General features: G+C 65.7%; 18 protein-coding genes and 1 pseudogene. 3 read left to right on the forward strand and 16 right to left on the reverse strand.

Annotated elements, in window-relative coordinates; translation table 11 throughout:
* Nucleotides 1-359: 359 nt before the first annotated feature.
* The 4 genes from NRF20_RS01875 to NRF20_RS01890 all read right to left on the reverse strand — a co-directional run bounded on the left by NRF20_RS01875 (nt 360) and on the right by NRF20_RS01890 (nt 4,505).
* The gene (locus NRF20_RS01875; protein ID WP_413751838.1) at nt 360-1,376 is read right to left on the reverse strand and encodes a proline racemase family protein; all 1,017 of its coding nucleotides are present in this window, start codon (nt 1,374-1,376) and stop codon (nt 360-362) included.
* Complete coding sequence (locus NRF20_RS01880) at nt 1,373-2,044, reverse strand: IS3 family transposase (RefSeq protein ID WP_413754507.1); 672 nt, start codon at nt 2,042-2,044, stop codon at nt 1,373-1,375. Before NRF20_RS01880 ends, NRF20_RS01875 begins: the two co-directional genes overlap by 4 nt.
* A gap of 388 nt (nt 2,045-2,432) precedes the next feature.
* Nucleotides 2,433-2,855 carry a hypothetical protein gene (locus NRF20_RS01885; protein ID WP_398635367.1) on the reverse strand — a complete coding sequence of 141 codons (423 nt, stop codon included), beginning with the start codon at nt 2,853-2,855 and terminating at the stop codon, nt 2,433-2,435.
* Between the two features lie 397 nt (nt 2,856-3,252).
* A protein-coding gene (locus NRF20_RS01890; protein ID WP_413751839.1) for an IS3 family transposase occupies nt 3,253-4,505 on the reverse strand; the annotation gives its coding sequence in 2 pieces (ribosomal slippage) (nt 3,253-4,223 and nt 4,223-4,505; 1,254 coding nt in all).
* Between the two features lie 669 nt (nt 4,506-5,174).
* Here NRF20_RS01890 and NRF20_RS01895 point away from each other — a divergent pair.
* On the forward strand, nt 5,175-5,717 hold the full coding sequence (locus tag NRF20_RS01895) for a DUF4232 domain-containing protein (protein WP_413751840.1): 543 nt from the start codon (nt 5,175-5,177) through the stop codon (nt 5,715-5,717).
* 525 nt (nt 5,718-6,242) lie between these two features.
* Complete coding sequence (locus NRF20_RS01900; protein ID WP_413754508.1) at nt 6,243-7,313, forward strand: protein kinase family protein; 1,071 nt, start codon at nt 6,243-6,245, stop codon at nt 7,311-7,313.
* Nucleotides 7,314-7,556: 243 nt separating this feature from the next.
* On the opposite strand, the pseudogene NRF20_RS01905 reads toward NRF20_RS01900, so the two are convergent.
* Both NRF20_RS01905 and NRF20_RS01910 read right to left on the reverse strand, forming a co-directional pair.
* Nucleotides 7,557-7,676 (reverse strand): annotated as a pseudogene (locus tag NRF20_RS01905) (IS701 family transposase); the annotation flags it as partial.
* A gap of 193 nt (nt 7,677-7,869) precedes the next feature.
* A complete protein-coding gene (locus NRF20_RS01910; RefSeq protein ID WP_398635336.1) occupies nt 7,870-8,196 on the reverse strand; it encodes a hypothetical protein in 327 nt (108 codons plus the stop codon).
* 141 nt (nt 8,197-8,337) lie between these two features.
* On the opposite strand from NRF20_RS01910, the gene NRF20_RS01915 reads away from it, so the two are divergent.
* A complete protein-coding gene (locus tag NRF20_RS01915) occupies nt 8,338-9,771 on the forward strand; it encodes an IS701 family transposase (protein ID WP_413751806.1) in 1,434 nt (477 codons plus the stop codon).
* 161 nt (nt 9,772-9,932) lie between these two features.
* Here the strand turns inward: NRF20_RS01915 and NRF20_RS01920 are convergent, their stop codons facing one another.
* From NRF20_RS01920 to NRF20_RS01965, 10 genes are all read right to left on the reverse strand, one after another.
* Nucleotides 9,933-11,111, reverse strand: a complete 1,179-nt coding sequence (locus tag NRF20_RS01920; RefSeq protein ID WP_413754509.1) for an IS701 family transposase — start codon at nt 11,109-11,111, stop codon at nt 9,933-9,935.
* 66 nt (nt 11,112-11,177) lie between these two features.
* Nucleotides 11,178-13,412, reverse strand: a complete 2,235-nt coding sequence (locus NRF20_RS01925) for a non-ribosomal peptide synthetase (protein ID WP_413751841.1) — start codon at nt 13,410-13,412, stop codon at nt 11,178-11,180.
* Between the two features lie 203 nt (nt 13,413-13,615).
* Complete coding sequence (glyA, locus tag NRF20_RS01930; protein WP_413751842.1) at nt 13,616-14,998, reverse strand: serine hydroxymethyltransferase; 1,383 nt, start codon at nt 14,996-14,998, stop codon at nt 13,616-13,618.
* A 138-nt stretch (nt 14,999-15,136) separates the two neighbouring features.
* Nucleotides 15,137-16,036, reverse strand: a complete 900-nt coding sequence (locus tag NRF20_RS01935; RefSeq protein ID WP_413751843.1) for a hypothetical protein — start codon at nt 16,034-16,036, stop codon at nt 15,137-15,139.
* A gap of 29 nt (nt 16,037-16,065) precedes the next feature.
* Entirely contained in the window at nt 16,066-17,259 is a 1,194-nt protein-coding gene (locus NRF20_RS01940) for an MFS transporter (protein ID WP_413751844.1), read from the reverse strand.
* A gap of 50 nt (nt 17,260-17,309) precedes the next feature.
* Nucleotides 17,310-17,936, reverse strand: coding sequence for a TetR/AcrR family transcriptional regulator (locus tag NRF20_RS01945; protein ID WP_413751845.1), 627 nt, complete (start codon nt 17,934-17,936; stop codon nt 17,310-17,312).
* Between the two features lie 382 nt (nt 17,937-18,318).
* Nucleotides 18,319-19,998: an ATP-binding cassette domain-containing protein gene (locus NRF20_RS01950; protein WP_413751846.1), complete on the reverse strand. Its 1,680-nt coding sequence runs from the start codon at nt 19,996-19,998 to the stop codon at nt 18,319-18,321.
* A 42-nt stretch (nt 19,999-20,040) separates the two neighbouring features.
* The gene (gene rfbH, locus NRF20_RS01955; RefSeq protein WP_413751847.1) at nt 20,041-21,360 is read right to left on the reverse strand and encodes a lipopolysaccharide biosynthesis protein RfbH; all 1,320 of its coding nucleotides are present in this window, start codon (nt 21,358-21,360) and stop codon (nt 20,041-20,043) included.
* A gap of 45 nt (nt 21,361-21,405) precedes the next feature.
* Nucleotides 21,406-23,439, reverse strand: a complete 2,034-nt coding sequence (pabB, locus tag NRF20_RS01960; RefSeq protein WP_413751848.1) for an aminodeoxychorismate synthase component I — start codon at nt 23,437-23,439, stop codon at nt 21,406-21,408.
* A complete protein-coding gene (locus NRF20_RS01965; RefSeq protein ID WP_413751849.1) occupies nt 23,436-24,932 on the reverse strand; it encodes a class I adenylate-forming enzyme family protein in 1,497 nt (498 codons plus the stop codon). The genes pabB and NRF20_RS01965 overlap by 4 nt, the downstream gene beginning before the upstream one ends.
* Between the last annotated feature and the right edge of the window lie 36 nt (nt 24,933-24,968).

The following is a 24,968-nucleotide window of genomic DNA, read 5'->3' on the forward strand; positions in this document are numbered from 1 at the left end:
ACACCACTCGCAACGTCTGGAAAGCCACAGCTCCAACCTCGAACTCAGCTGACAGCCCCACAACTGGTCCCGTGTACCCGACACAGGCGGCAAATGACGCGCGGGCTTCCATGCATGGTGGTGTCGGGCCCAGCCGTCAGTGGCAACAGGCCAAGGACGTTTCTGCAGGTGAAACCGGCCACCCGTACGGGTGGTTGACCGTGCAACGCCTGTCGTTGGGCGGGCTGCAACCACTAGGCGTACGACCCGAAGCTGGACGTCGACTTCACCCAGCTCCACGACGAGAAAGTTGACGCAGAGGGCTTCGGCCAGGCGGCCCGAGCCAGCTCCAGGTCCGCAGTGGAGATGATGACTCCCCCTCAGCGAAGCACGAAACCCGGCACCATGTCGTCGTCGGGGTCGACGATGAACCGGTGCTCGCCGGTCTGGTAGGCCCGGCCGGTGACCACCGGCACCACCGCCTCCCGGCCTGCCTCGTGCGTGGTCCTTCGCACCCGCGCAAGCCAGGTCGCCTCGGTGATCGAGCTGTGCGCGAGAACTTGGCCGGGCTTGAGCTGGCCGGTGGAATGCAGCGCGGCAACCCGCGAGCAGGTGCCCGACCCGCAGGGCGAACGGTCGACCTCACCGTCGGCGAACACGGTGACATTGCGCTGCCGCAGGCTGCCGTCCGGACCGATCCCCTGGTCGTCGATATAGATGACGCCGTAGATGCCGCTCAGCCTGGAGTCGAGCGGGTGCTCGGCGAAGGCGGTGGGGTTGAGGAAGCCCTTGATCTCGCGGCTCAGCTCGATCAGCGCCGTAAGCGAGGCCACACTCACGTCGAGGCCGACCGCTGCGACCGGGACGTGAGCATAAATCGCGCCGCCGAAGCTGATCCCACACCGGACCTCCCCGCGCGAGGTCGGAACCGCCACCTCGTCGTACAGGACGTAGCTGGCAACACTGACGAAATCGACGCTGACGACCCTATCGCCGTCAGTGGCCACATGGGCGCGGACCCGCCCCGAGGGCACGTCGATCACTACCTCCGTGACCCCGCTGGGATCGATCGGAACCCGGCCGCTACGCACCGCCCACGCGCCAAGAGCGATGGTGCCGTGACCGCAGGCGGTCGAAAAACCGTCCTTGTGCCAGAAGAGCACACCGAAATGGGCCCCCGCGTCGTTGGGCGGAACAATGAACCCGCCATACATATCAGCGTGACCGCGGGGCTCGGAGCACAGCAGAGCACGCAGCCCGTCGATCCCGGGATCGGAGATCGCGCTCACACGCTTGTCAGCCACGGTGTCGCCTGCGATCCCCCGCACGTCGGTGACGATCCGGAACGGCTCACCGCCGGCATGATAATCGACGGTGCGAATGTCGGTGATGGTCACGATGGGGTCCGATCCTGATACGGGACAGCGGGACGGGCCGTCAGGCCATGGGCACAGAGGGGTAGTCGGCCGACGCGGCAAAGGTCCCCTTGATCGACCGTGTGGACACCCGGCACCTCCCGAGCCAGCCTCATTGCCCGCGAGTGAACCATGTGACATGGCACAGTGCAATGGTCGGTGTGCATGATGCAGCCGGGCTGTAGGCCGCCGCGTCCGGCGGCCATGCACAGGGCGTCGGTGACCAACTCGGCGCGGTGGTGGTCGGCCATCGCGTACCCGATCACCTCGCGGGTCGCCAGGTCGATGACCGTCGCCAGGTACCACCAGCCCTCGATCGTCGGAAGATACGTGATGTCGCCGACGAGCTTCGTGCCAGGCCGCTCGGTGAAGTCGCGGCCGACCAGGTCCGGAGCCGGGGCGGCCTTGGAGTCCTGCTGCGTCAGGTGGCGGCGCCGACGGCGGGTCACGCCTCGGATGTCGCGCTCGCGCATGATCCGCTCGACCCTCTTCCGGTTGATCGCATGACCCTTGCGCCGGAGGGCGGCATGCACACGCGGCGCCCCGTAGGCGCCCCTGGAGGCACGGTGGATCGCCGATCTCGGCCGCGAGCTCGTCCTCCGCATCCACACCACTCCCGAGGGTCGCAACCTGACCAGACAGGCCGACATCTGCCGAGCGGTCGGAGCGGAACCCGGCTGGGTCACGCGGGCTTTCCCCTCAGTGAGCAGCTTCGGACGGCTGTAGAGGATGGGAGAGCTTCGCCGCCTCGTCAGAGCACGGTGCCGTGCAGGGCGCGGCGGTCTCCGGAGAGGGCGTAGCGGCGGGCCGCCAGGCCGTTCTCAAGGGTCTCGCCGATCGCGTCGCACAGCACGGGGAATGAATTCCTCTCGTTAATGAAGGGCGGGGCGGCGGAGGAACTCGGGAGCGCCTTGTGGTGCAGCAATCGCAGCGGTCGCACGTGGCTGGGAGGGGATGCCGGGGCGCTCTCCCGAGAAGTGATTCGGTGCACGGCCGTGGGCAGTGTTCGTGCCGGCTGTCCACGGCCGCGCCGCTGGCTCAGCGGACGTGCACGGTCACCACGTCAGAGGCTTGCAAGCGCACGGGATTCTGGTCATGCGGGCTGGTCAGGCCGTACAGCACCGCACGGAATTCCAGGTTGCCGCGGCGTGCGGACGTGCCGTGTGCAGTGACCCGCGCGTCGCCCTCAACTGCGGCGCTGCAATTCTCCTGGTGCCACCCTTCGCCGAAGCCCTTCTCCTCCAGGCACAACTGATGCAGGTAGCCGGCGCTGTCATCGCCGCCGTGCGCCTTGATCGTGATGGTCTTGCCGACATGCGCCGTGCGCGGCGCCATGATGTCCACGCCGCCCTTGGCGAACGCCGGCCCGGCGGCCAGAGTCACTGAGGCCAGACCCAGCGCACCGATCACAGCCACACGGCCGCACCGCGTCTTTACCCCGGTCTTCTTCGTCCTGGTCATGGACTTCCCTCCCGCGGATCCCCCACCTGGTGAGACCCACCCCTTCGCGAAGGCGCCCGGTGCGCCTCGCTGACCATCCAGATGAGCCGGCCGCCCCGCACGTTGCCCCTCGCCCAGCGCCGTTACGAATTAACGACATAACCCGTTAACCAGGGCCTGATCCCACCAACAGCCACCAAATCGCTTCTTGTGACCGGTAGCCCGCTAACCTGAGTGCTCCGATATCGCAAACAGAAGGGGTCGTCCAGCGATAGGCGCGATGGCCCGCCGGGTCGCCGCATGCCTCGAAGTGCCGGAGCCGGCCACCGCGTGACACCGGGGGTGCGCGGTCGTTGGACAGCGCGGATCCAGGCTGGGCCCTGGGCTCGATTGAACCGCCCCGGGTTCGGTAGAGATCTCAGATTGTGGTTGTGACCTGGGGTTTCGTGGATTTCATGTAGTGGTTGGCTTCGTACTCGACGGGTGGGACGTGGCCTATCTCACCGTGGAGTCGGCGGTGGCAGTACCAGTCGATCCACTCGGCGGTGGCGAGCTCGACGTGGGAGAGCGTCTTCCAGGGCCGGCCGGGTTTGATCAGCTCGGTTTTGAACAGGCCGATCGTAGATTCCATCAGGGCGTTGTCGTAGGCGTCGCCGACCGAGCCGATCGATGCCGCGATCCCTGCTCGGTCCAGATGCTCGGTCAGCGCGAACGATGTGTACTGCGACCCCGCGTCCGAGTGATGTATCAACTCGCCCTGTTCATACGGGAATCCATCCCGATCGCGTTGCCACAGGGCCATCTCCAGGGCGTCCAGGACGAGCCTGGTCTCCTTGGTGGTGGAGGCGGACCAGCCGACGACGCGACGGGAGAAGGTGTCCATGACGAAGGCGACGTAGACGACCCCGTTCCAGGTGGCGACGTGCGTGAAGTCCGCGACCCAGCAGCGATTGGGGGCACTGGCGACGAAGTTGCGGTCGAGGAGGTCCGGAGCCCGCTCGGCAGCCGGATCGGTGATCGTCGTGATCACCTTCCTGCCGCGGACGGCGCCGGTGATGCCGAGCTCGCGCATGAGGCGCTCGACGGTGCAGCGGGCCACGGCGTGTTCCTGCCGGTTCAGCTCGCACCAGATCTTCCGGGCTCCGTAGACGCGGTAGTTGGACGAGTAGACCTCCTGGATCCGCTCCTTGAGTTCCTCATCGCGCACGAAACGGGCGGAGGGAGTTTCGAGGCGTTTCTTGTGGGCGTAGTACGTGGAAGGGGCGATCTTGCAGCCGTGCTCGGTGAGCGTCCTGCAGATCGGCTCGACGCCGCCGAAGCGGTCCCGGTGCTCGTCGATGAACGCTACGAGCGCGTGTGTGGCCGGTCGAGCTCGGCCGCGAAGAAACTCGCCGCGGCCTTCAGGATCTCGTTGGCCCGCTTCAGTTCGGCGTTCTCCTTCCTCAACGCTTTGAGCTGGGCGGACTCCTCCGTCGTCGTCCCGGGTCGCGTTCCCGCGTCGATCTCGTGCTGCTTCACCCAGTTCCGCAGCGTCTCGCGGGACCCGATGCCGAGCTTCTCGGTCACTGCCTGCAAAGCGGCAGTCTCGTTCGCATGGTCGTCGCGCACCTCGGCGACCATGCGCACCGCACGGCGCCGCAGCTCAAGGGGGTAACGGGAAGGCCTTGCCATGACTCGATCCTTTCATGAAATCGAGTCTCCATTCGAGCCGGGGCGGTTCAATTGAGCGTGAGCTGCGGAACGAACGGCCCCTACCGCAAGAACGTCGACTACGACTCCACCTGTGGCGCAAGGCCCTGCACAAGACGTTCCCGAATAGCGGCGGCAAGCTGATCACGGTGTTCACCACCGCCAGCCATGTCCGCTCCCCGCGCAACCGCGCCGCCCACCACGAGCCGCTGATCGACGGCGTTCCCCTTCCGGGCGGGTCCGACCGCCGCGGCCGGACCCGCCGGCGCCCGTCATCGACCTTCAGGCGGCCGGAAGTTTGCTTGAGCTACGTGGAGTAGCTGTAGACGCAAAACCAGCTGTCAACTCCGGGGAGACACGCGACCGCCCCCGGTCGCGGGCCTGCCGCGTGCACCGCGTGTACGCCTCGGCCGTCATGGGCGTCACTGGCACCTGTGCCCACGCGCGCCGGGAACGAAAACGCGTGGTCACGGCACTCGGCGGCGGCGCCACACCGCATGAGTTCTTGTACGCGGCCACAGTTGGGAGCCTGGCTATCGGAAAGAGGTTCTCCGGCACACCGAACCTCCCCCGGGCATTGCACATCTTCAGGTGCGTAGGCGCGCACTGACTTCGCGCGCCGATTCGTATTCGAGGGGAACCCGAAACTTCATGAAAAGTAAGCTGACCGCCGTGGCCCTTGCGGCCGTCGTCGCCGCCGGCACTGCCGCTACCGCCATCCCGGCCTCGGCCGCCCCCGCCAAGGCCGAGCCGACCCGCTGCCACACCGCCGACCTGAAAGCCGGCTTCGCCATGGGGGATGACGCGAAGCCGGAGATGGAGCAGACCAAGAAGCAGACCCAGGCATACATCTGGTTCACCAACCAGAGCAAGCGCACCTGCACCCTGTCCGGCTTCGCCGGTGTCGACATGATCGGCGCTCAGAAGACCGACGGCACCTGGTCGCTGGCGCGCTCCTCCAAGAAGCCCGAAAAGATGATCCTGAAGCAGGGGGACACGGTGGACTTCAGCATCAACCTGCTCCCGGTGGCCAAGTCCACGCCGCAGAAGGAGAAGTTCGTTCCGGCGAAGTTCCTGGTCACCCCGCCGAACGAGACGGAGTACTTCACCCTGAAGTGGCCGTTTGGCGGCCAGATCCTCAAGCAGGACGGCGCCACCCGCCCGGCCACCTACCTCAACCCGATCGGGCTGTAACCAACTGCACAGCCTCTGAGCTTCCCTTCAGCGTCACTGGTGGCCACCGCAGGACTCCCGGAACGAGTTGAAGCCTCCGTGTGGTGCGGTGGCCACGTCTGACACGCGGCACGCCCGGCCTTCTCGCCGGGGCCTGGAGGTTGTGTTTCCGGCACCAGATCTCCTAAGTGGTCGGCTCCGGAAGTTCTTCGGGGGTTGGCCCCCGGGCCTGGCGGGTGTGTTCACCGGTCAGCGTCGAAGGACAGTGCGATGAAGCTCGACCACTGCGAGACAGCCCAGTTCCGAGCCGCTGAGCAGTGGTGGTTTGCCGAGGCATCGCTTCGCCCGATCTCGTTGTCATCTTCACGTACAGTGCAGCCGAAAGGGGGTTCGGATCTGTGTTCGCAAAACGGATCCTGGATGCCCGCTGCACGTGCCAAGAGTAGAACCGCAGGGCTGTGCGTCGCGCGCTCGTGCTTGTCGGAGACGCCCAGGTGTTTCAGAGAGGTTGATGCCCACGTGGAGGAAGTCGTCGAGAGCGTTGACATGTCGCGCGATGCGCGCCTGGCGGCTCACAGTGCCGTCTCCACAGCACTGGCCCTGTGCAGTGATCTTGAACTGCGCGCCCTCGTGGATGCGGCTGAGCCAATGGGATCCGGTATCGGCGGGACATCGGCGCTGCTGGACATCGGCGGGACCCCGGTCTTCGTCAAGCGGGTGCCGCTGAGCGATCTGGAAAGGCAGCCGGAGAACGTCCGGTCCACGGCGAACCTCTTCGAGCTACCTGCCTTCTCCCATTTCGGTGTCGGGGTCATCGGGGGGCCGGGCTTTGGGGCCTGGAGGGAGCTGGCCGTGCACACCATGACGACGAACTGGGTGCTCGCACAGGACTATGAGGGCTTCCCATTGATGTACCACTCGCGGGTCCTGCCGCACCCCGGGCAGTCGCTTCCCGAGGAACTGGCCGACGTGGAGAAGGCTGTCACCTACTGGGGAGGCGGATCGGAGGTGCGCCGCCGGATCGAGGCTCTGCGAGATTCCTCGGCGAGCATCGCACTGTTCCTGGAGTACATCCCGCAGAACCTGCACGACTGGCTGGGCGCTCAGGTCAAAGCCGGTGACGAGGCGGCCGAGAGGGCCTGCGCCATGGTCGTGAGGCAACTGCAGGCTGGGACCTCGTTCATGAACGCCCGCGGTCTCCTGCACTTCGATGCCCACTTCCAGAACATCCTGACCGACGGTGAGCGTCTGTTCTTTGCGGACTACGGCCTCGCGATCTCCTCCCGGTTCGACCTATCCAAGGAAGAGGCCGACTTTTTCGCCGAACACCAGACCTATGACCGTTGCTACTCCGTCACACATCTGGTGATCTGGCTCATCACCGCCCTGTACGGGTACAAGGGGGAAGAGCGCAATGCGTTCGTGCGCGCATGCGCCCAAGCGGAGCACCCGAAGGGAATTCCGCCGCAGGTCGCGGCGATCCTCACTCACCACGCCCCGCTCGCCGCGGTGATGACGGACTTCTACCGCAAGTTCCAACTGGAGAGCAGGCAGACCCCGTATCCGATGGAGGAGATCGGCCGGATCGGCGGGTTGGGCAGCTCTGCCATCGTCTGACGGACCTGGGCGGCCATCAGACGTCAGCGTCGGACCGGATGCGGCAGGCTATGGCCGCCCTGATCTGCTTCTGCCGATCGGCCTGCCGGCCTTGCCTGTTGCCACCGCGCGCCCAATAGTCCTGACCGCCGCCGAGCGGCACCGACTGAAGAAGGCCGCATACGGTCACAGGACCGAGTACCGGGACCGGGTGCGGGCGCGGATCGTGCTCCTGGCGGCTCAGAGCAGGTCCAACGCGCGTATTGCCCACTCCGCGATCGTCCAGCAGTTCTTGCGCGGCAGGTCCGACAGCAGGCCCAGCACCAACCGCCGGGCCCGGCACCGTGGTTCAACTCAGGCGAACCGTCCCGCGATACGGCCCATGGCCACCTCGAACGCCTCCCGCCAACGAGTGGGATCTATGCTGTGACCTGCGGCCACCGTCTCATCATTACTCCACACAAGTCACGGTGATCAACGGTGGCCGTACCCGCACCCGAACCAGGCCCCATCAGTAGGACCGAGCACCCGAATTAGCAAGCCCGAGCCCGCACTTCGTGTTCCGCTCGGGCGAACGTCACGGCTGCGCACCCTGACGGTGCATGGGTGGCCGATCGAGTATCTCGATGTACATGATCCGGCCGTCCACGACGTCCAGGATCAGCATGCCTTTCGAGGGCAAGAGAGGCACGCACCGATGGCCCGGGCCATACGGCTGCCCCTGCGGATGATCTGCCGTCCGGATGCTCTGGCAAAAGTCATCGCCGCAGCCGCACTCGTCAACCAGACGCAGATCCCACGCGCAGAGCGCCAGCTCACGTTCTCCTTCATCCTCCAGGAGGGCAGTCAGCTCGGCGATGAGATCTGGGAAGACGTCGCGAACGAGGGGGTGGTCTTGCTCCATGGGCGGAGGGTAGCTGGGACGGCTGGCTGAGCGCGACGACGGGAGTACTCAGCCATAGCCAGCAAGATCACGATCTACAGCTGGAGTATTAGTCCCTTCAGTTGTAGTTCGGTGATCAGATGCGTCGGGTAATTGCCGGTCATGGAGAATTGGTCGGCTGAGGTGGCCCAAGTCACTGCGTGGGATGCCCAGTTGCAGGAGCTATTGCTGCAGATTGCTGATGTCTTCCCGCGGGCGGATCTGCGACGGCGGCCTACGGCGTGCGTGCGTGGGTTGTTGGGTCCGGTCTCCCGGAAGAACGGCTGGCAGTTGGCGGAGTACGCCGGCTGGCGGCGTCCCGACGGACAGCAGCACCTGCTCGACCGGGCGAGGTGGAACGTTGACGAGCTGAGCGAGCGGGTCTGCCGTTACACGCTGGAGGGGCTGGCCGACGGGGCGGGCGGGGTGCTGGTCATCGATGAGACCGGGTTCGCGAAGAAGGGTGAGACGTCCGTCGGTGTCGCCCGGCAGTTCTCCGGCAGCCTCGGCGGTGTCTTCCCCTGCCAGATCGGTGTGTTCGCGGCCTGGGCCACCAGCCGTGGGGCGGCGCTGGTCGACCGGGAGATCTACCTGCCCCGCACGTGGGCCGACGACCGTGAGCGGCGTGTGACCGCGCAGGTGCCCGAGACCGTCGGGTTCGCCACCAAGCCCCGCCTCGCCGAGAAGATGATCGACCGGATCCGTCCCCTGCTCCCTGAGGGCACCTGGCTGGCCGCTGACGAGGTCTACGGCCGTGACGGTGGATTCCGCTCCTTCGCCGAGCGCCGTCACCTGCCCTACGTGGTCAACGTCTCCAGCGCCCAGACAGTGCTGCCCCGACCCGGCTGGCGGCGGATCGACAAGCTGGCCGCCGCGGCGGACGAGAGCGAGTGGCAGCTGATCGAGGCAGGCCCCAGCCGGACCGGCTCCCGCTGGTGGCAGTGGTGGATCCGCCCGGTCATCGACCCGGAGGAACCCATAGGCGCCGCGGCACCAGGGCAGCCCTGGTCCAGCCGCTGGATGATCGCCCGTCGCCGTCCGGAGCATCCCGACAAACGCGACTACTACCTGGCCTGGGGGCCCGCCGGTACCCCGCCACAGCACCTGGCCCAGGTCGCCGGCGCGCGCTGGAGGGTGGAGGACGCGATCAAACTCGCCAAGCACGAGTGCGGACTGGCCGACTACGAAGTACGCCACTGGCACGGCTGGTACCGCCACATCACACTCTCCATGCTGGCCGCCGCCTTCCTGGCAGTCCAGGCCGCCCACGCCTCAGACGACTCCCACACCCCCGTACCCCCGCGGCAGACCGCCGCCAACGAAGACGAAACAGCACCCGGAACGAAAAAGGGGAACGTCAGGACACCACCCGTCCCGCGCGACTCAGCCCCTACACCGCGGCCGAGATCCGCAAGCTCCTCACCCTCGTCCACCCACCAGCCCCACCGCGCAACGGCAGAGTTGCGCACGGCCTGCACTGGTCACACTGGAGACGGCAGCACCAGGCCATCGCCAACGAACACCACCGCAGACGCCGCAACCTCGAACTCGCCCTGAACTACAACTGAAGGGCTAGTACTGCAACCGCATGTGGGGGTCATGGCCTCGGCGTTGGTAGTGGCAGCGGCGGGCTCGGGCTTGGCTGCGGCGTCGGAGGTGTGACCAGCGCAGACGGTGCTCGTTGGACTGGCAGTGAGGCGTGATGACGACGTGCCCGATCAGTCGGCGGATCTCCGGGACGCTGAGGGGTATGAGGTCTTGCTCGTCGTTTCCGCTGCCCCTTTTGCGGCTTCTGCGGCGCGGATGGCGGTCAGGTAGGCGAGGGCGGCCATTGCCAGGGTGATGTGCCGGTACCAGGCCCGGTAGAGACGGACCTGGTAGTGGTCCAGGCCGCATTCGCCCTTGGCGATCTGAAAGCATTCCTCCACCTGCCAACGTGCGCCAGCGGTCCTGACCAGGTCCTTCAGCCGGGAGGTGACGGGGCCGTAGCAGACGTAGTAGGCGATCTCGGTGGGGTCGCTGATGCTGCGGCGGGCCAGGACCCAGTGCCCGAAGCCGTCCTCCCATACCGGGCGGATTGCGATCCGGGCCCAGTTGTAGAACCGCTGGCCGTGCGCGCCCGCACCAGCAGAGATCCGCTTCCATGCCTGCCGGGGCACGGCGGTGACCAGGTCGCGGACCTCGGCGTCCGTGCCGCCGGTGGTGGACACGGTGTCGTTGACCTTGGTGGCCAGGACGTAGGCGACGTGTCGTTCCTCCAGCCAGGCCCGCATGTGTTTGACCTGGCCGTATGCCTCATCCGCGGTGACCCAGGCGAAAGGGACGCGTGCGTCGATCGCGCGTTGCAGCATCCACTTGAAGTGCTCGATCTTCGTGGCGAAGGGCACCTCGTCACCGATCCCGGCCGCCCGGCACCGTTCCCTGTCATCCGTCCAGGAGACGGGGATATACAGCTCGCGGTCGATCAAAGCCCGGCCCGCGGCGGAGACGTAGGCCAGGAACGTGCCGATCTGGCAGTTCTCCGTGCGCCCGGCCGTTCCGGAGTACTGCCTCTGGACCCCGGCCGACTTGATGCCCTTCTTCAGGAAGCCGGTGTCATCCCCGATCAGTACCGCGTCCTTGTTGCCGATCGTCTCGACGACGAAGTCGCGCACATCGTCGCGGACCGCCTGCTCGTCCCAGTCGGCGAAGTTCAGCAACCGCCGGAAACCGTCCGGGCGACGCTGGCCGGCCTGCTCAGCCAGCGTCCACCCATTCTTCCTTTCCAGCGGCGCGAGCAACGTGGACAGGTAGTCCAACGCCCGCTCGCGTGGCTCCGACCGGCCAAAACGTCCCGCAAACCGGGCATGAAGCCCGGCTATCCCATCAGACCAGCCCTCGATCTGCGCGACCGTCAGCGATTCATCACACAGTCAGCCCAACGACCAAGACGACGACCCGTCACTCCACATGCGGTTCCAGTACTAGGCGTCGGGTTGCTCGCCGTATCGTTCGGCCAGGTGATCCGACAGGGCGGTCACGGTCGGATGCTCGTAGATGTCGGAGATCCGCAACCGTCGGTCGATGCGCACCATGCTTCGGATCGCCTTCATGGAATCCCCGCCGTGGTCGAAGAAGTTGGCGTCGCCGTCCAGGTGGTCGACGCCCAGGACCTCCCGCCACGCGTCGGTCACCACACGCTGCCAGTTCCCGGCCCGCTCCGGTTTCCCCTGCGGCATGCGCGGGGTACCCCCGCCCGCTTGTGCAGGTGAGCTCAACGCGCGCCGGTCGACCTTGCCGTTCTTGTTCAGGGGCAGCGACTGAACGATCTCGATCGACGAGGGGACCATGTGCTTCGGAAGCCGTTCGTGCAGCACGTCGAACAGCGGCGCGTAGTCCAGCGTTCCACCACGCTGGGCCGTCACGTATCCGACCAGCGTCACATGACCGTCCGGAGCCTCTCTGGATACCACCACGGCGCGCTTCACTCCGGGATGCGCGGCAAGGACGGATTCGATTTCCCCCAGTTCCACCCTGATTCCGTTCACCTTGACCTGGAAGTCCTTCCGCCCGAGGATCTCGATCAGTCCGTCGGGCCAGAACCTCGCCATGTCACCGGTGCGGTACAGACGCTCCGAGACATGGTCGCCCCACGCCCACTGGACGAACCGCTCGCTTGTCTCCCGAGGGCGGTCCAGGTAGTCGCGGGCCAGGCCGACCCCCGCGAGATAGAGCTCTCCGACCACACCGACCGGCACCGGCATCATCCGCTCGTCGAGGATGAACGTCCTTTGGTTGGCGAGCGGCCGGCCGTAGGGAAGGTGGCCACCGCTCCACTCCCCGGACGCGTCCCACTCGTAAGCGGTGGAATGGACGGAGGCTTCCGTCGCACCGCCCAGCGCCACGAACCTGAGGTCCGGAGCGACCTTCCGAAAGCGTGCCGGCATCGTCGTCGGCACCCAGTCCCCGCCCGTCATGCAGAGCTTTAGTGGAAGCGGACGAGGACCGCCGCTGACCTCGGCGAAGTCCAGGAACAGCTCGATCAGTGGAGGCGCCGAGTTCCAAACCGTGACGTGGTGCCGGTCGACCAGTTCCCACCACGAAGCAGGATGGTATCCGGCCTCCGCATCCGGGATGACGACTGTGCCACCGGCGATGGTGATGCCGAGGAACTCGTACGCCGACATGTCGAAACTCGGTGAGGACAGCGCGAGCACCGCGTCTTCGGGTCCCACACCGTATCTCGCGTTGAGATCCGCGAGGTTGTTCAGCACGCCACGGTGGCGCAGGGCGATCGGCTTGGGCGTACCGGTGGAACCCGACGTGTGGATCACGTAGCAGAGGCTGTCCGGGCGGACCGCGGTGACCGGATTCCCCGCAGGTGCGTCGGGGCGGCTCCCCCGGTCGTCGACCGACAAGTAGTGCCGCACCTGTGAGAGAAGGATCCGGTCGAGTCCCCGACTGGTGATCATCACTTCGCAGCCGGTGCCGAGGACCATCCTTTCGAGACGGTCCCGCGGGTATGCCGGATCCAGGGGCACGTACGCGCCGCCGGCCTTCAGGACGCCCAGGATCGCCATCAGCAAGCCGGGGGTCTTTTCGAGGTGGATGCCCACCCTGACGTCCGGTCCGACTCCGAGCTCGATCAGACGGTGAGCCAGTTCGTTGGCCCGTCGGTTCACGTCGTCGTACGACCATGACTCGGCTCCGAAAACGGCCGCCACCGCATCGGGCGCCTTCGTGGCCTGGGTTTCGAACGCCTGGTGGAGGCAGATGTCCTCCGTGAGACGGGTGCCCGTGTCGTTCCAGGTGCGGAGCATGGTGTCGGTTTCGTGTGCCGTCAGGATGTTCAGCCGTGCAGCCGGGGCATCCGGAGTGCTCACCATCTGATCCAGCAGGACCTTGTAGTGCCCCGCGACCCGATCGGCGTACGCGTCGTCGAATCCGGTGGCGTCGAAACTGAGCGTCACCCTCGACGAGGCGAGGTCCGCGTAGAGGACCAGTTCGTGTGCGACATCGGCGTCCGCACCAGAGCCACTGGTGAACGAGACGGCGAAGGGAGCGGGTTCGAGGTCCGATCGCGGTGCGCTGCTCATTCCTTCGACGAGATCGATAGTGGTGGACTTGTCGGTGACGGCTGAGGAAATGGTGTCCTGGCCGTCGAGTACGTCGATGGAGACCCGCTCGAGGGCGGTGTACCGGTGGATGAGAGCGGCCATCGCCGCTGTCAGAATCGATGTGCGTGAAAGCTCTCCGCCAGCCGTGGGAAACGCAACGTCGGGGGATCGTTCCAGGCGCTTGCCCGTTCGTCCTTGACCCTGTGCCGGACGGCCCAGCATCGCGGGAAAGGATGTGGAAGTCAGCTGAGCCTGGTGATCGGTGAAAGTCATGCCTTGAGCAACCTTCCGAACGAGGCGGGCGTCTACTCGGCTTCGAACTGAAAAGGAAACCGCGCACAGAGGGTGCTCACGTGGCCACGCACCGATTCGCGGAGCGTTCCTGTCAGCTCATAATGAGTGGAATCCTGGACCTTGATACCGGACAGCACCTCGTGCACGAGCCTTGCGCATTCACGAACCTCGAAGGGCCCCATTCCCCGCTGCGCAAGGATATTGGTGCCGAACCGCAGGCCGCCGCCGACCGTAGGCGGAAGCGGGTCTCCGGGGATCTTGTTTCTGTTGACCATAATTCCGCATTCTTCGAGTGCCCGTTCGGCCACGACCCCGGTGAGCCCCGCGGCCCGGACGTCGACCAGGACCATGTGGTTGTCGGTGCCCCCGGTCAGAACGTCGTACCCCAGCGTCACGAGCTCGTCCGACAGCGCCTTCGCGTCATCCACGACGCGTTTCATCGTGGCCTGGAAACCGCCGCTCGACGCGATGGCCAGGGCGCGCGCCTTGGCCGCTATCGAGGACGGGTCCGGCGTTCCCTGGAACCCGGGGAACACCGCGCGCTGCATGAGCTTCCACAGCTCGGTCCGGCCGTCCGGCGAGGCCCGACGGTGGTCCTTGCCGAGCAGGATCAAGCCTCCTCGGGGACCTGCAAGTTGCTTGTAGGTACTGGTCGTTGTGATGTGGGCGTAGTCGATCGGGCTCGGATGCAGTCCTGCGGCGACCAGGCCGGCTATGTGGGAGATGTCGGCGAGGAGGTAGGCGCCGACACGATCCGCGATGGCCCTGAACCGGGCGAAGTCCAACCATCGGGGAAACGCGCTCGCTCCCGCGATGACGACCTTCGGGCGGTGTTCGAGCGCGCGGTCGAGGATCTTGTCGTAGTCGAGACTTCCGTCGGGTTCGACGCCATAGCGGGCCACGTCGTAGTACTTCCCGCTGACCGATGCGCTCGCTCCGTGCGTCAGATGTCCACCGGAATCGAGATCCAGCGCGAGAACTCTTCCGCCGCGGGGCAGCAGAGCCGCCATGACCGCCAGGTTTGCCGATGAGCAGGAGTGCGGCTGGACGTTCGCGTACCGGGCGCCGAAGACGCGCTTGGCACGTTCCACCGCGAGCCTCTCGATCCCGTCGAAGTGCACGGCACCCGGGTGGTAACGCGCCCCCGGATAGCCCTCGGCGGTGATGTTCGACATGACTGTGCCGTTCGCACAGAGGACGGATGGCGGGGCCACACTGGCGGAGGCCACCATCGACAAGCTTGCGGTTTGGTACTTCGCCTCGGCATCGAGGAGCGCACCGAGGCCCGGATCGTTTCTCGTCAGTACACTCCAGCCCATCTCGGCAATGGACTTGGTCGTAGGATTTGCCATTTGCCCAGCTTCAAGCACAGGAGACTCCTTGGATGCGATCACGCGGTGCAGGTCGCGCCGGATAAGGGCTGGAATCCATTACTGGGATCAGCTCGGCCGCAGAGAGGTTCCGAGCGGAGGCAACTGCGGGCTACTAGGCAATCACCGCAGTGCGGGGCACATCCGTTCACTCCGCTGGAACTAGCCGAAATTTTGCTTCAGCCAGGAATCGTCAACGTATTCGGTCGCCGCTTGGAAATCAATCTCCAATTGGCGCAGGAATGAACTGATCACGTACACCTTGTCTGGCGCGAACTGCTGCAAAGCTTCGACCAGGCCCGGAACGTCGAGAGACCGGGTTTCACTCGCGACGAGTGCCTTCGCGGCCTCCGCGCTTGAGGACAGCGTGTACATACCGGGAACGGCGGTGACCACAGGAGCTTTCGGGTGACCGAGCTCATTCTCTTTCAGTAGAGTTTCCAGCCGCTGACGACTGGGCTCCCTGAACGGTGAGTGATACGCCTGATGCGCAAGGGACCGGTCCACCACCTGTAGGTCCGCAGGTCCCTCGCTGCGCGCCGATTCCAGCGCCGACCGCAGACCGGACACCATGATCATGCGGCCGGCTCCGTTGAGGACGGAACCGAAGTCGCAGGAGATGGTCATTCGCTCCGGCTGGTCGTAGTAGCGCCAGTCGATCGGCGCAGGTACGAACGCGAAACCGATTGCCTCGTCCCTCTTGGTGTCTTGCAGATGCCTCTCCCGAAGGAAGCTGACCACCATTTCGGTCGAGGCCGCTCCGGACGAATGCAGTGCGGCGAGTTCCCCCAAGGAGACACCGCCGTAAACGGAGACGGCACCGTGATGGTGCTCCAGTATCCTCCCCACGCTGAGCATGGCGGTCATTTGCCGTATCCAGCGCACCAGCACCGGATGGACGTGCGGCACCTCTCCGTCGATGAGGCGGTCCACCGGAACTTCAATTGCCTCGGCAAACTCACGATAAATCGACTGCGCGACTTCCGAGTTTCGCAGCATCGGTTCGTAGCCGCGGAAGTCCACCGCAGCATCGGCGGGCCCGAACAACATGAACGTCGTCATGGCAACTCCTTCCTTCGCTCTTGCAGGATTCAGTTCTCCGCCACCGCTTCCGCACTGCTCACCGTCTTCTTCGAGGCACCGATGGCGAGTGCCAGCAGCCCCAGTGAGCTCAGTCCGAGGAAGGCTGCGACGGCCGGCAGCAGTCCAGCGCCCAAGCTGCCCAGCGTCAGGCCGCCGATGGCTCCGCCCAGCGAGACCCCGAGATAGGTGCTCGACGTGTTGAATGCCAAGGCCTGGGCGGCGGCCGGTCCGGCGAGCAGATAGAGTCGTGCCTGAATGGCCGGGGAATTCCAGAAGGCCATGCCGCCCCAGATCGTGCCCACCACGACGAGGACGGTGAAGGGCACCGGACGGACGAACCACAGCAGGCCCAGCACCACCATGATTCCGGTGAAGAGTCCGATTCCGGTGACCAGGGCGCGGTCCGGACCCCACCGGTCGGTGGCCTTCCCGCCCGCCCAGATACAGACGATGCCGGCGAACCCCGACAGGCTGAACGCGAGCGCTCGCTGATCCACGCTGGCCTCGCTCACCGCCGCGAGATAGGGGGCCATGTACGTGAGCATCATCATCGAACCCGTCATGAGCACGCAGTTCGCCAGAAGTCCGAGCGACACCGGCAGATTACTGAGGGCCCGCAACTGCTCGCGGATGTCCGGCACTTCGCTCGCCTTGTCGCCCTCGCGAGGCAGGGCCACGAGCAGGAAGGCCAGTGCTGCGACCCCGCCCACCGCCATGGCGACGAAGGTCGCCCGCCAGCCGTAATGGCCCCCGATCCACGTGCCGATCGGAACTCCCGCCGCGATCGAGCCCGTGACACCGAGCGCCACGACGGCGACGTACCGTCCGATGTGGCTTTCCGGGGCGCGCTCGGCAGCGAAGGCGAACACCGCGGGAGTCGAGGCCGCCGCCGCCAACGCCGCAACGACCCGCAGCGCCATCAGGAGACCGAAGCTGCTGGTCGTGGCGGCCACCAGGTTCGCCGCAACGAAGATCACAAACGCGGTGGTGAACAGGCGACGCCGGGACACCCGCGCAAGAGCGAATCCGGCGATCGGGGCGGCCACGGCGACGGTGAGGGAGAAGACGGTCACCAGTTGGCCGGCATGCGCCTCACTGACATCCAGATCTCGCGCGATCTCCGGCAGGACCCCAGCAATCACATAGTCGTCGGTGTACAGGACAAAAGCCGCAACGAGCAGCGCAAACAGCCACGCGGGCACAACGGATCTCCTCAGGTACTTCGACCGTGCCTGATGGCGCAGATACCAGGTCAGTCGTCGGTCGGTGCGGCGTCGACGCCAGGGCCGCCCATCAAGATCGAGCACAGGTGCGCCCGCAGCGTCGCCCGAAGGCGTTCGACGCTGAGCGATCCGTGGGGCGTCACCGAGTCCAGAACCAGCCCGCCCAGGACCGCGATGAGACGTTCGGCCTCCTCGGCCGGGTCGTGCACCTCAAGAACGCGCAGGGCATCCGTGATGACCTGCCGCATGTCGGCGGCCATCTGTTCGGTCACCGGGCGGAAAATCGGATTCACCCGGGCGGCGATGATGAATTCCGTCAGCACAATCGCCTCGACGCGGCGTTCCTCGTCGACCGGAAGGAGTTCCTCCAGACGTGACTGCAGGGCATCGACGGCGGATTCGCCCGCGAGTCCGGCCAGCGCGTCGGTCGGATACCGGGTGAGCCTCTCCCCCATGCGATTGCCGACGTTGGTCACGGCCGCCACGAGAAGGCTGCGGTGGTCATCAAAGTAATGACGCACCGAACCGATGTTCAATCCTGATTCAACGGCGACCTTCCGCAGCGACAACCCGCTGAGGCCTTCGGCGACCAGGAGGCGAAATGCTGCCTCGATGACATCCTTGCGGCGCTGTTCGAGGTCAATCCGAGCTGGCATTTCAGCACAATATCACAGGCGTGACAAAACGTGAGCCACGCGTGCGTTGCCATTTTGATCCGGCTTCGGAGGGTCGCTGCTGCAGGATCAAGAGAACCGCGCGCAAGGCTTGCGCCCGACCGGGACCGGAACCCGATTCGTGACCTCGACCGGCAGTTCGCCGGCGCTTCGGAAGCGAGCGGACCCGCGGACGGTTGCGCGGTCGCCTCAGGGCCGCCCAGCCGCCTACCGGCCGAACTACAGGGCACACTGTACGGGAGTTGCCGCCCGCTGCTCCGCGCGCCCCACCAGAACAGCGGACGGGCGCCACTGACCCTCAGGAAACCTCACCCAGCGACATGATGGACAGGTGTCCACCTCCATATGAAATCAAGTGAGTTGGTCACCCACGACGCCGCACCACGCGCTTCTCGTCCCACACCGGCTCCGGCGACTCGTAGACGGTGCCGTCGGAGCCGAAGACCAGGAACCGGTCGAAGTCCCGGGCGAACCAACGGTCGTGGGTGACCGCGAGCACGGTCCCCTCGAAGCCGCGGAGCGCGTGTTGCAGCGCCTCGGCAGAAACGAGGTCGAGGTTGTCGGTGGGCTCGTCCAGCAACAGCAGTGTCGTGCCGCCGAGTTCGAGGAGGAGGATCTGGAAACGCGCCTGCTGTCCTCCGGAAAGGGATTCGAAGGTCTGCTCCGCCGCACCCGCCAACTCGTATCGGGCCAGCGCCCGCGAAGCCTCCTCGCGCGGCAGCCCCTCCCGGCGCTCGTCGCCGCGGTGCAGGATGGACACCAGCGTGCGCCCTGCGAGGTCGGGCCGTCCGTGGACCTGCGCGAACCATCCCGGACGCACCCTCGCGCCCAGGCGCGCCACCCCCTCGTGCGGCACCGGTTCGACCGGAAGGTCACCCACCGGCTCGTGTTCGGGCTCGGGGACGCTGCCGCCGGCGGCGAGCAGCCGCAGGAAGTGCGACTTGCCCGAACCGTTGGACCCGAGCACCGCAACCCGGTCTTCGAACCAGACCTCAAGGTCGAACGGCTTCATCAGGCCGGTGAGTTCGAGGCTTTCACAGACCACGGCACGCTTGCCGGTACGTCCGCCGCGCAGCCGCATCGACAGATGCTGCTCGCGTGGCTGCGCGGGGGGCGGCCCCGCCTTCTCGAACCTGTCGAGCCGGGTCTGGGCGGCACGGTACCGCGAGGCCATGTCCGAGTTGTAGGAGGCTTTCTGCTTGTACATCTGCACGAGGGCCTTCAGCTTGGCGCGCTCCTCGTCCCAGCGGTTGCGCATTTCATCGAAGCGCTCGAACCGCTCCACCCTGGCCTGGTGGTAGGTGTCGAATCCCCCGGGGTGGATCCAGGCGGTGTTGCCCGCCGCGCCGAGCTCGACCGTGACGATGCTCTGCGCCGTGCGGGCGAGCAGCTCGCGGTCGTGACTGATGTACAGGACGGTCTGCTGAGTTTCGATCAGGCGGCTCTCGAGCCACCGCTTGCCCGGAACGTCGAGGAAGTTGTCCGGCTCGTCGAGCAGGAGCACCTGATCAGGGCCGCGCAGCAACGCCTCGAGCACGAGCCGCTTCTGCTCACCACCCGAGAGCGTGTCCACGGCACGCCGCTGGCACCGGTCGAAGGGCATGCCGAGGGCCTCCGTGGTGCACACGTCCCACAGCACCTCGGCGTCGTACCCACCGGCATCGCCCCATTCGGCCAACGCGTTGGCGTACGCCATCTGCGCCGCGGTGTCCCCGCTCGCCTGCATGGCCGCTTCCGCCGCGTCGACGGTCGCCGCGGCGCGTCGGATGCGCGGGTCCGCCACCGATAAGAGCAGATCACGGACCTGGTCACCCTGGCGGGCGATGAACTGTCGCATGACGCCGAGGCTTCCGCTCCGGTTCACCGCTCCGCCATGAGGTGCCAGGTCCCCTGCGATCATCCGCAGCAACGTGGTCTTGCCGGATCCGTTGGCACCGATGAGCGCGGCCTTCGCCCCCTCACCGACCCGGAACGAGATCTCATCGAGCAGCACCCGGCCGTCCGGCAGGCCGTAAGAAATAGAGTTCATATCGATATATCCCACGGACGGGACCTTATCACAGCCGTGATACGAGGCGCTCCGGTTTCACACTACCTCGTGCGTACGGCCCTTCACGAACTCGATGATGCTCTCCGCCACATAATCGATCTTCTCGATACTCAGACCGGGGTAGACTCCCACCCAGAAGGTTTGCTCGGTAATGATGTCGGTGTTGGTCAGCTCACCGGAAATTCTGTAGTCGCGCTCAAGGTAAGCAGGATGGCGGGTGAGATTTCCACCGAACAGCCGCCGTGTTCCGATGTGCCGCTGTTCCAGGAAGGCCACCAACTCCTGCCTGGTGAACGGCGCGTCCGGCAGCACGGTCAGAACGAACCCGAACCAGCTGGGGTCGCTCCCCGGGGTCGCCTCGGGCAGCATGAGACCGGGCAATCTGTCCAGCGCCTTTCGCAACTGATTCCAGTTGCGACGCCGGATCTTGCCGAATTCCGGCACCTTGCTCAGCTGACTGAGCCCGAGCGCCGCCTGCAGATCGGTCGTCTTCAGGTTGTATCCGATTTCGGAAAATATATATTTGTGATCGTAGCCGTGCGGAAGAGTTCCGAGCTGGTAATCGAAGCGCTTGAAGCAGGTATTGTCCTGACCGGGCTCGCACCAACAGTCCCGGCCCCAATCGCGCAGCTGCTCCACAAGCCGCGCCAGTTTCAGATCGTTGGTCAGCACGCACCCCCCTTCCCCCGTGGTGATGTGGTGGGCGGGGTAGAAGCTGAGCGTGGCGAAGTGGCCGAAAGTACCGGTGAGCCGGCCCTGGTACGTCGAGCCGACGGCATCGCAGTTGTCCTCGACCAAAAAGAGGTCGTGCTTCTCGGCAAGTGCGGCTATCTCGGCGACCTGGTAGGGGTTGCCCAGAGTATGGGCCATCGCAATCGCCCGGGTGCGAGGGGAAACGGCCGCCGCCACCCGCTCGACCGTGGTGTTGTACGTACCGAGCTCGACGTCGACGAACACAGGGACCAAACCGTTCTGGACGATGGGGTTCACTGTGGTCGGAAAGCCCGCGGCCACCGTGATGACCTCGTCCCCGGGGCGTAGCCGGCGGTCGCCGAGCTGCCGGGAACACAGCGCCGACACGGCCAGGAGGTTGGCGGAGGAACCCGAGTTCGTCAGATGGGCCTTCCGCAGCCCGAAGAGATTCGTCAGGCCCCGCTCGAACTTCCTCGCGCTCACACCGGCGGCGATGCGCATGTCCAGCGCCGCGGCCACCAGGGCGACCCGGTCGTCCTGGTCGAGCGCCGCACCGGAAGGCCAGATGGGAGTGACGCCGGGAACGAATTCCTCTGCGGCACCGGTTTCACCGTACTTGCGGGTGAGCTCCAGAATTTGGTCTTTGTCGCTGTCTGCGGACACGCTGCCTCCTGATTTGTCACCTGCGGCTGTCTCGAACGCGCTCGGTCAATCGAGGCTCCCGAAGGCGGACTTCGGGGCGGCCGCCTTCACCAGCGTCTCGGCGTACTCCGCCTCCGGGTCCGACAGCAGTGTGATGGCGCCTCCGAATCCGAACGACGCGGAGTCCTTCTCGAGGACGAGGGTCCTGATCACCACGCTCAAGTCGGCGCGCCCGTTGAGGGACACCCATCCGAGGACGCCGGCGTAGATGCCTCGCGGTTCCTCCTCCAGAGCAGCCAGAATCTCCATGCTGCGCAACTTCGGCGCACCGGTCATCGAGCCGGGCGGAAAGGCCATGCGGATGCAGTCGACCGCCGCGACATCCTGCCGGAGCTTCGACTCGACGGTGCTCACCATCTGGTGCACCGACGCGAAGGTGTGCACGCCGAACAACTCCACAGGACGTACCGATCCGATCTCGGAGACGCGGCTGAGATCGTTCCGCATCAGATCGACGATCATGAGATTCTCGGCCACCTCTTTCTCGTCGGTCGCGAGCTCCCGTTTCAGCGCCGCGTCCTCGTCCGCCGTGGCACCGCGCTGGCGCGTTCCCTTGATGGGGCTCACGCGCACGGACCGGTCACCTCCGATGGTCATGAACCTCTCCGGCGACGCGGACAGCACGGAGAATTCCGAAGTCCGAAGGAACGCGCCGTAGGGAACCGGACTGGCTGTGCGCAGACGCGCGTAGGTCTCGGCAGCGTCGAACTCACCCGCTATGGAAGCGGCGTTCGTCAGGCAGAGTTCGTAGGAGTCTCCGCTGGCCAGGTAGTCCTGGCACTTCAGGATCTTTGCCAGGTACGTCTCCTTGCTGTCCCGGAAGACAACCTCCTCCGGCTCTGTGGGTGATCTCGGCTCCATGCCACCGGGAGGCGCAGAGATCACCTTCCGCACCGTGCGCGACGCGCTCTCGAACCACGCCTGCGCATCGGCGCGTTCCCCTAGCCCCCGGCCGGACGCGAACAGCAGGTAGACCCTGTCCTCCAGGTGGTCGACGACCACATAACGATCGGTGAGCAGGAAGCGGGCATCGGGAAGCCGAGAGTGCCGGGAAACGGCCATCTTCTCGGTGTCCGCCCTCAGTTCGTATCCGAAGTAGCCGACGAAGCCCGGTCGGAACGCGAACGGCAGCAGTTTCTCCCTGTCCACGCTGAGGAAGCGCTGCTGATCCTTCAGGAAGGTGAACACGTCGGCATCGACATACCGCACCGAACCGTCGGACTCCGTCACCTCGACGCGCCCCTCGGCCACGCGGTAACTTGCCGTTGTCGAGCGGGCGTCAGGCAGCCCGCCGATGATGGAGAACCGCGCCTGGTCGGTATCGGAACTGTCGAGCCAGAAGCTCTCCGTCGACGACCCGCAGAACGCTTCGAACAACGCCCGTCCGTCGGCCTTTCCCTCTACGCACACCCATGTGCAGTCGATCGCGCCGTTGCCGTCCGTACGATCGGCCGATGTGTTCCTGCTCTCCGTGACGATCTCGGCAAAGTTGCGCAGGAGAAGCCGTCCGTCGTCGCTGAGAACCGACTCCGGGTGGAACTGAACGCCCCACACCGGCCTGTCGCCGTGACGGATCGCCATGGGGACACCGTCCTCGTCCTCGGCAATGACCTCCAGCGGCTCTTCCACGCCCGAGAGGGCCAGGGAGTGGTACCGGACCGCGGTGAACTCCTCGTCCATTCCGCGGAACAGACGGTCTTCGCCGTGGCGGATCCGGGACGACCTCCCGTGCATGATCCTGGGTGCCGGCCCGACCTTCGCCCCGTAGACGCTGCCGATGAGCTGATGCCCGAGGCAGACACCGAGAATCGGCAGGTCCACGGACGTCACGATGGTTCGTGATATTCCCACGTCGGCAGGTACATCGGGACTTCCGGGTCCCGGCGATATCACTATGCCGTCGAAATCTTCCAATGATATGGATGCCAGTGGGTCGTCGTTCTTGACGACCAGGCATTCGACATCCGGGAGCTCGCTCAGGTACATCCAGATGTTGTAGGTGAAGGAATCGTAGTTGTCGACGAGAAGAATACGGGTCATCGAACCATTCCATGTTTTCCGTTGTCGAGCACAGAACTCAGCTTGTGCCTCATGATCTTGCCACTGCCGGTGCGTGGAATCTCCGAAACCGGCGTCCACTGTTTGGGGACTCGAAAAGGGTCCAGGTGCCGGCGAAGTTGCGCCCTCAGCGCAGCGAAGGATTCTTCCGGCTCCCCAGTCGACGGATTCATCACCACGAGCGCGGACAGTGTGGAAACACCGTCGACCAGGGGTGCGAGTACGGCGCAGTCCTCGACGCCCGCACAGCTCCTGATGGCCGATTCGATCTCCACCGCCGACATGGAGATTCCACCGGCATGCACAAAGTCGTCCGTGCGTCCGACGACCACCAGGCCGCCGTTGTCGGCCCAGTACCCGAAGTCCTTCGTCTCCAGCCAGCCGTTGACCAGTAGCTCTTTCGTCCCGTTCACGGTGACCGCATGGCTCGGAATGGTCGGCCCGGTGACCCACACCGCGCCGACCTTCTGTTCCGATCCAGCCGTCGGGAGGGGATGACCGGAGTCGCTCCGCAACTGCACCGCATAGCCGGGACAGACGAAACCGGCGGTCCCCGCGGCCCGGCGCGTCACTCCGTTCGCGCAGAAGGCGTTGCCCACTTCCGTGGAGCCGATCTGGTTCAGCACCGGGACCTGCCAGCGGTCCTCCAGCCGATCCGCGACGGCGTCAGGGAGCGGTTCCCCCGCGGACACGATGGCTCGCAGCGCCGCCGGGCGTTCGACGGCCGAACTCTCGATGTGGTCGGCGAGCTTGGCCAGCGCCGACGGAACGGAGAATGCCAGGGTGGCTCCGTACCGGTGCAGGGAGTCGACGAACGTCTCTTCGTTCCTGCGTTGCCTGTTCAGCACGACCGAGGCACCGCTGAAGAGCGGGTAGACGAACTGGTTGTTGAATCCGTAAGTGAAATAGTATTGCGAGAGCGAGACGATGGTGTCGGTCGCTCGTATATCCAGGCCGTTCTTGCCGCCCACTGCTTCGTGGAAGAAGCTCAGGTCGGCACTCGTATGTGCCACGGTCTTCGGAATTCCGGTCGTGCCCGAGCTGTACAGGTAGTACCGCGAGGCCGTCGGCCCGTCCCGGTGGCCGTGAGGGGCGGCCGGAATCCGGGAGTTGCGGCCCTCGATGTGCAGTGCGTCGTCGCGATACGAGATCACGAACCTGGTGGGCAGAATTCCCAGCATCCTTGACTGCACGTGCGCCGCCAGGTCCGGATTCACCACCAGCGGAACTGCGCCGATGGCATGCACGGCAAGGAAGGCGGGCATCCATTCGGGCCGGTCGCCCACCAGGAACCCGACATGATCACCTGGACCGATCCCATGGTCCAGAAATTCGTCGGCGAGTTGGCGGGCGCGAGCGTGGATTTCTCTGTGCCGATGGATTTCACCCGTTTGTTCGTCTATGACAGCGGCCGTATCCGCCCAGCCGCCCTCCTCAGCCAGCCGCGCGGCCAGAATGGATGTATTGCTGAACACAGCTCTCCCCGCTTCCCTGGATATGCCTTGGTACGG

The organism is Streptomyces sp. R-74717 (assembly GCF_047305335.1).
GTDB lineage: Bacteria > Actinomycetota > Actinomycetes > Streptomycetales > Streptomycetaceae > Streptomyces > Streptomyces atratus.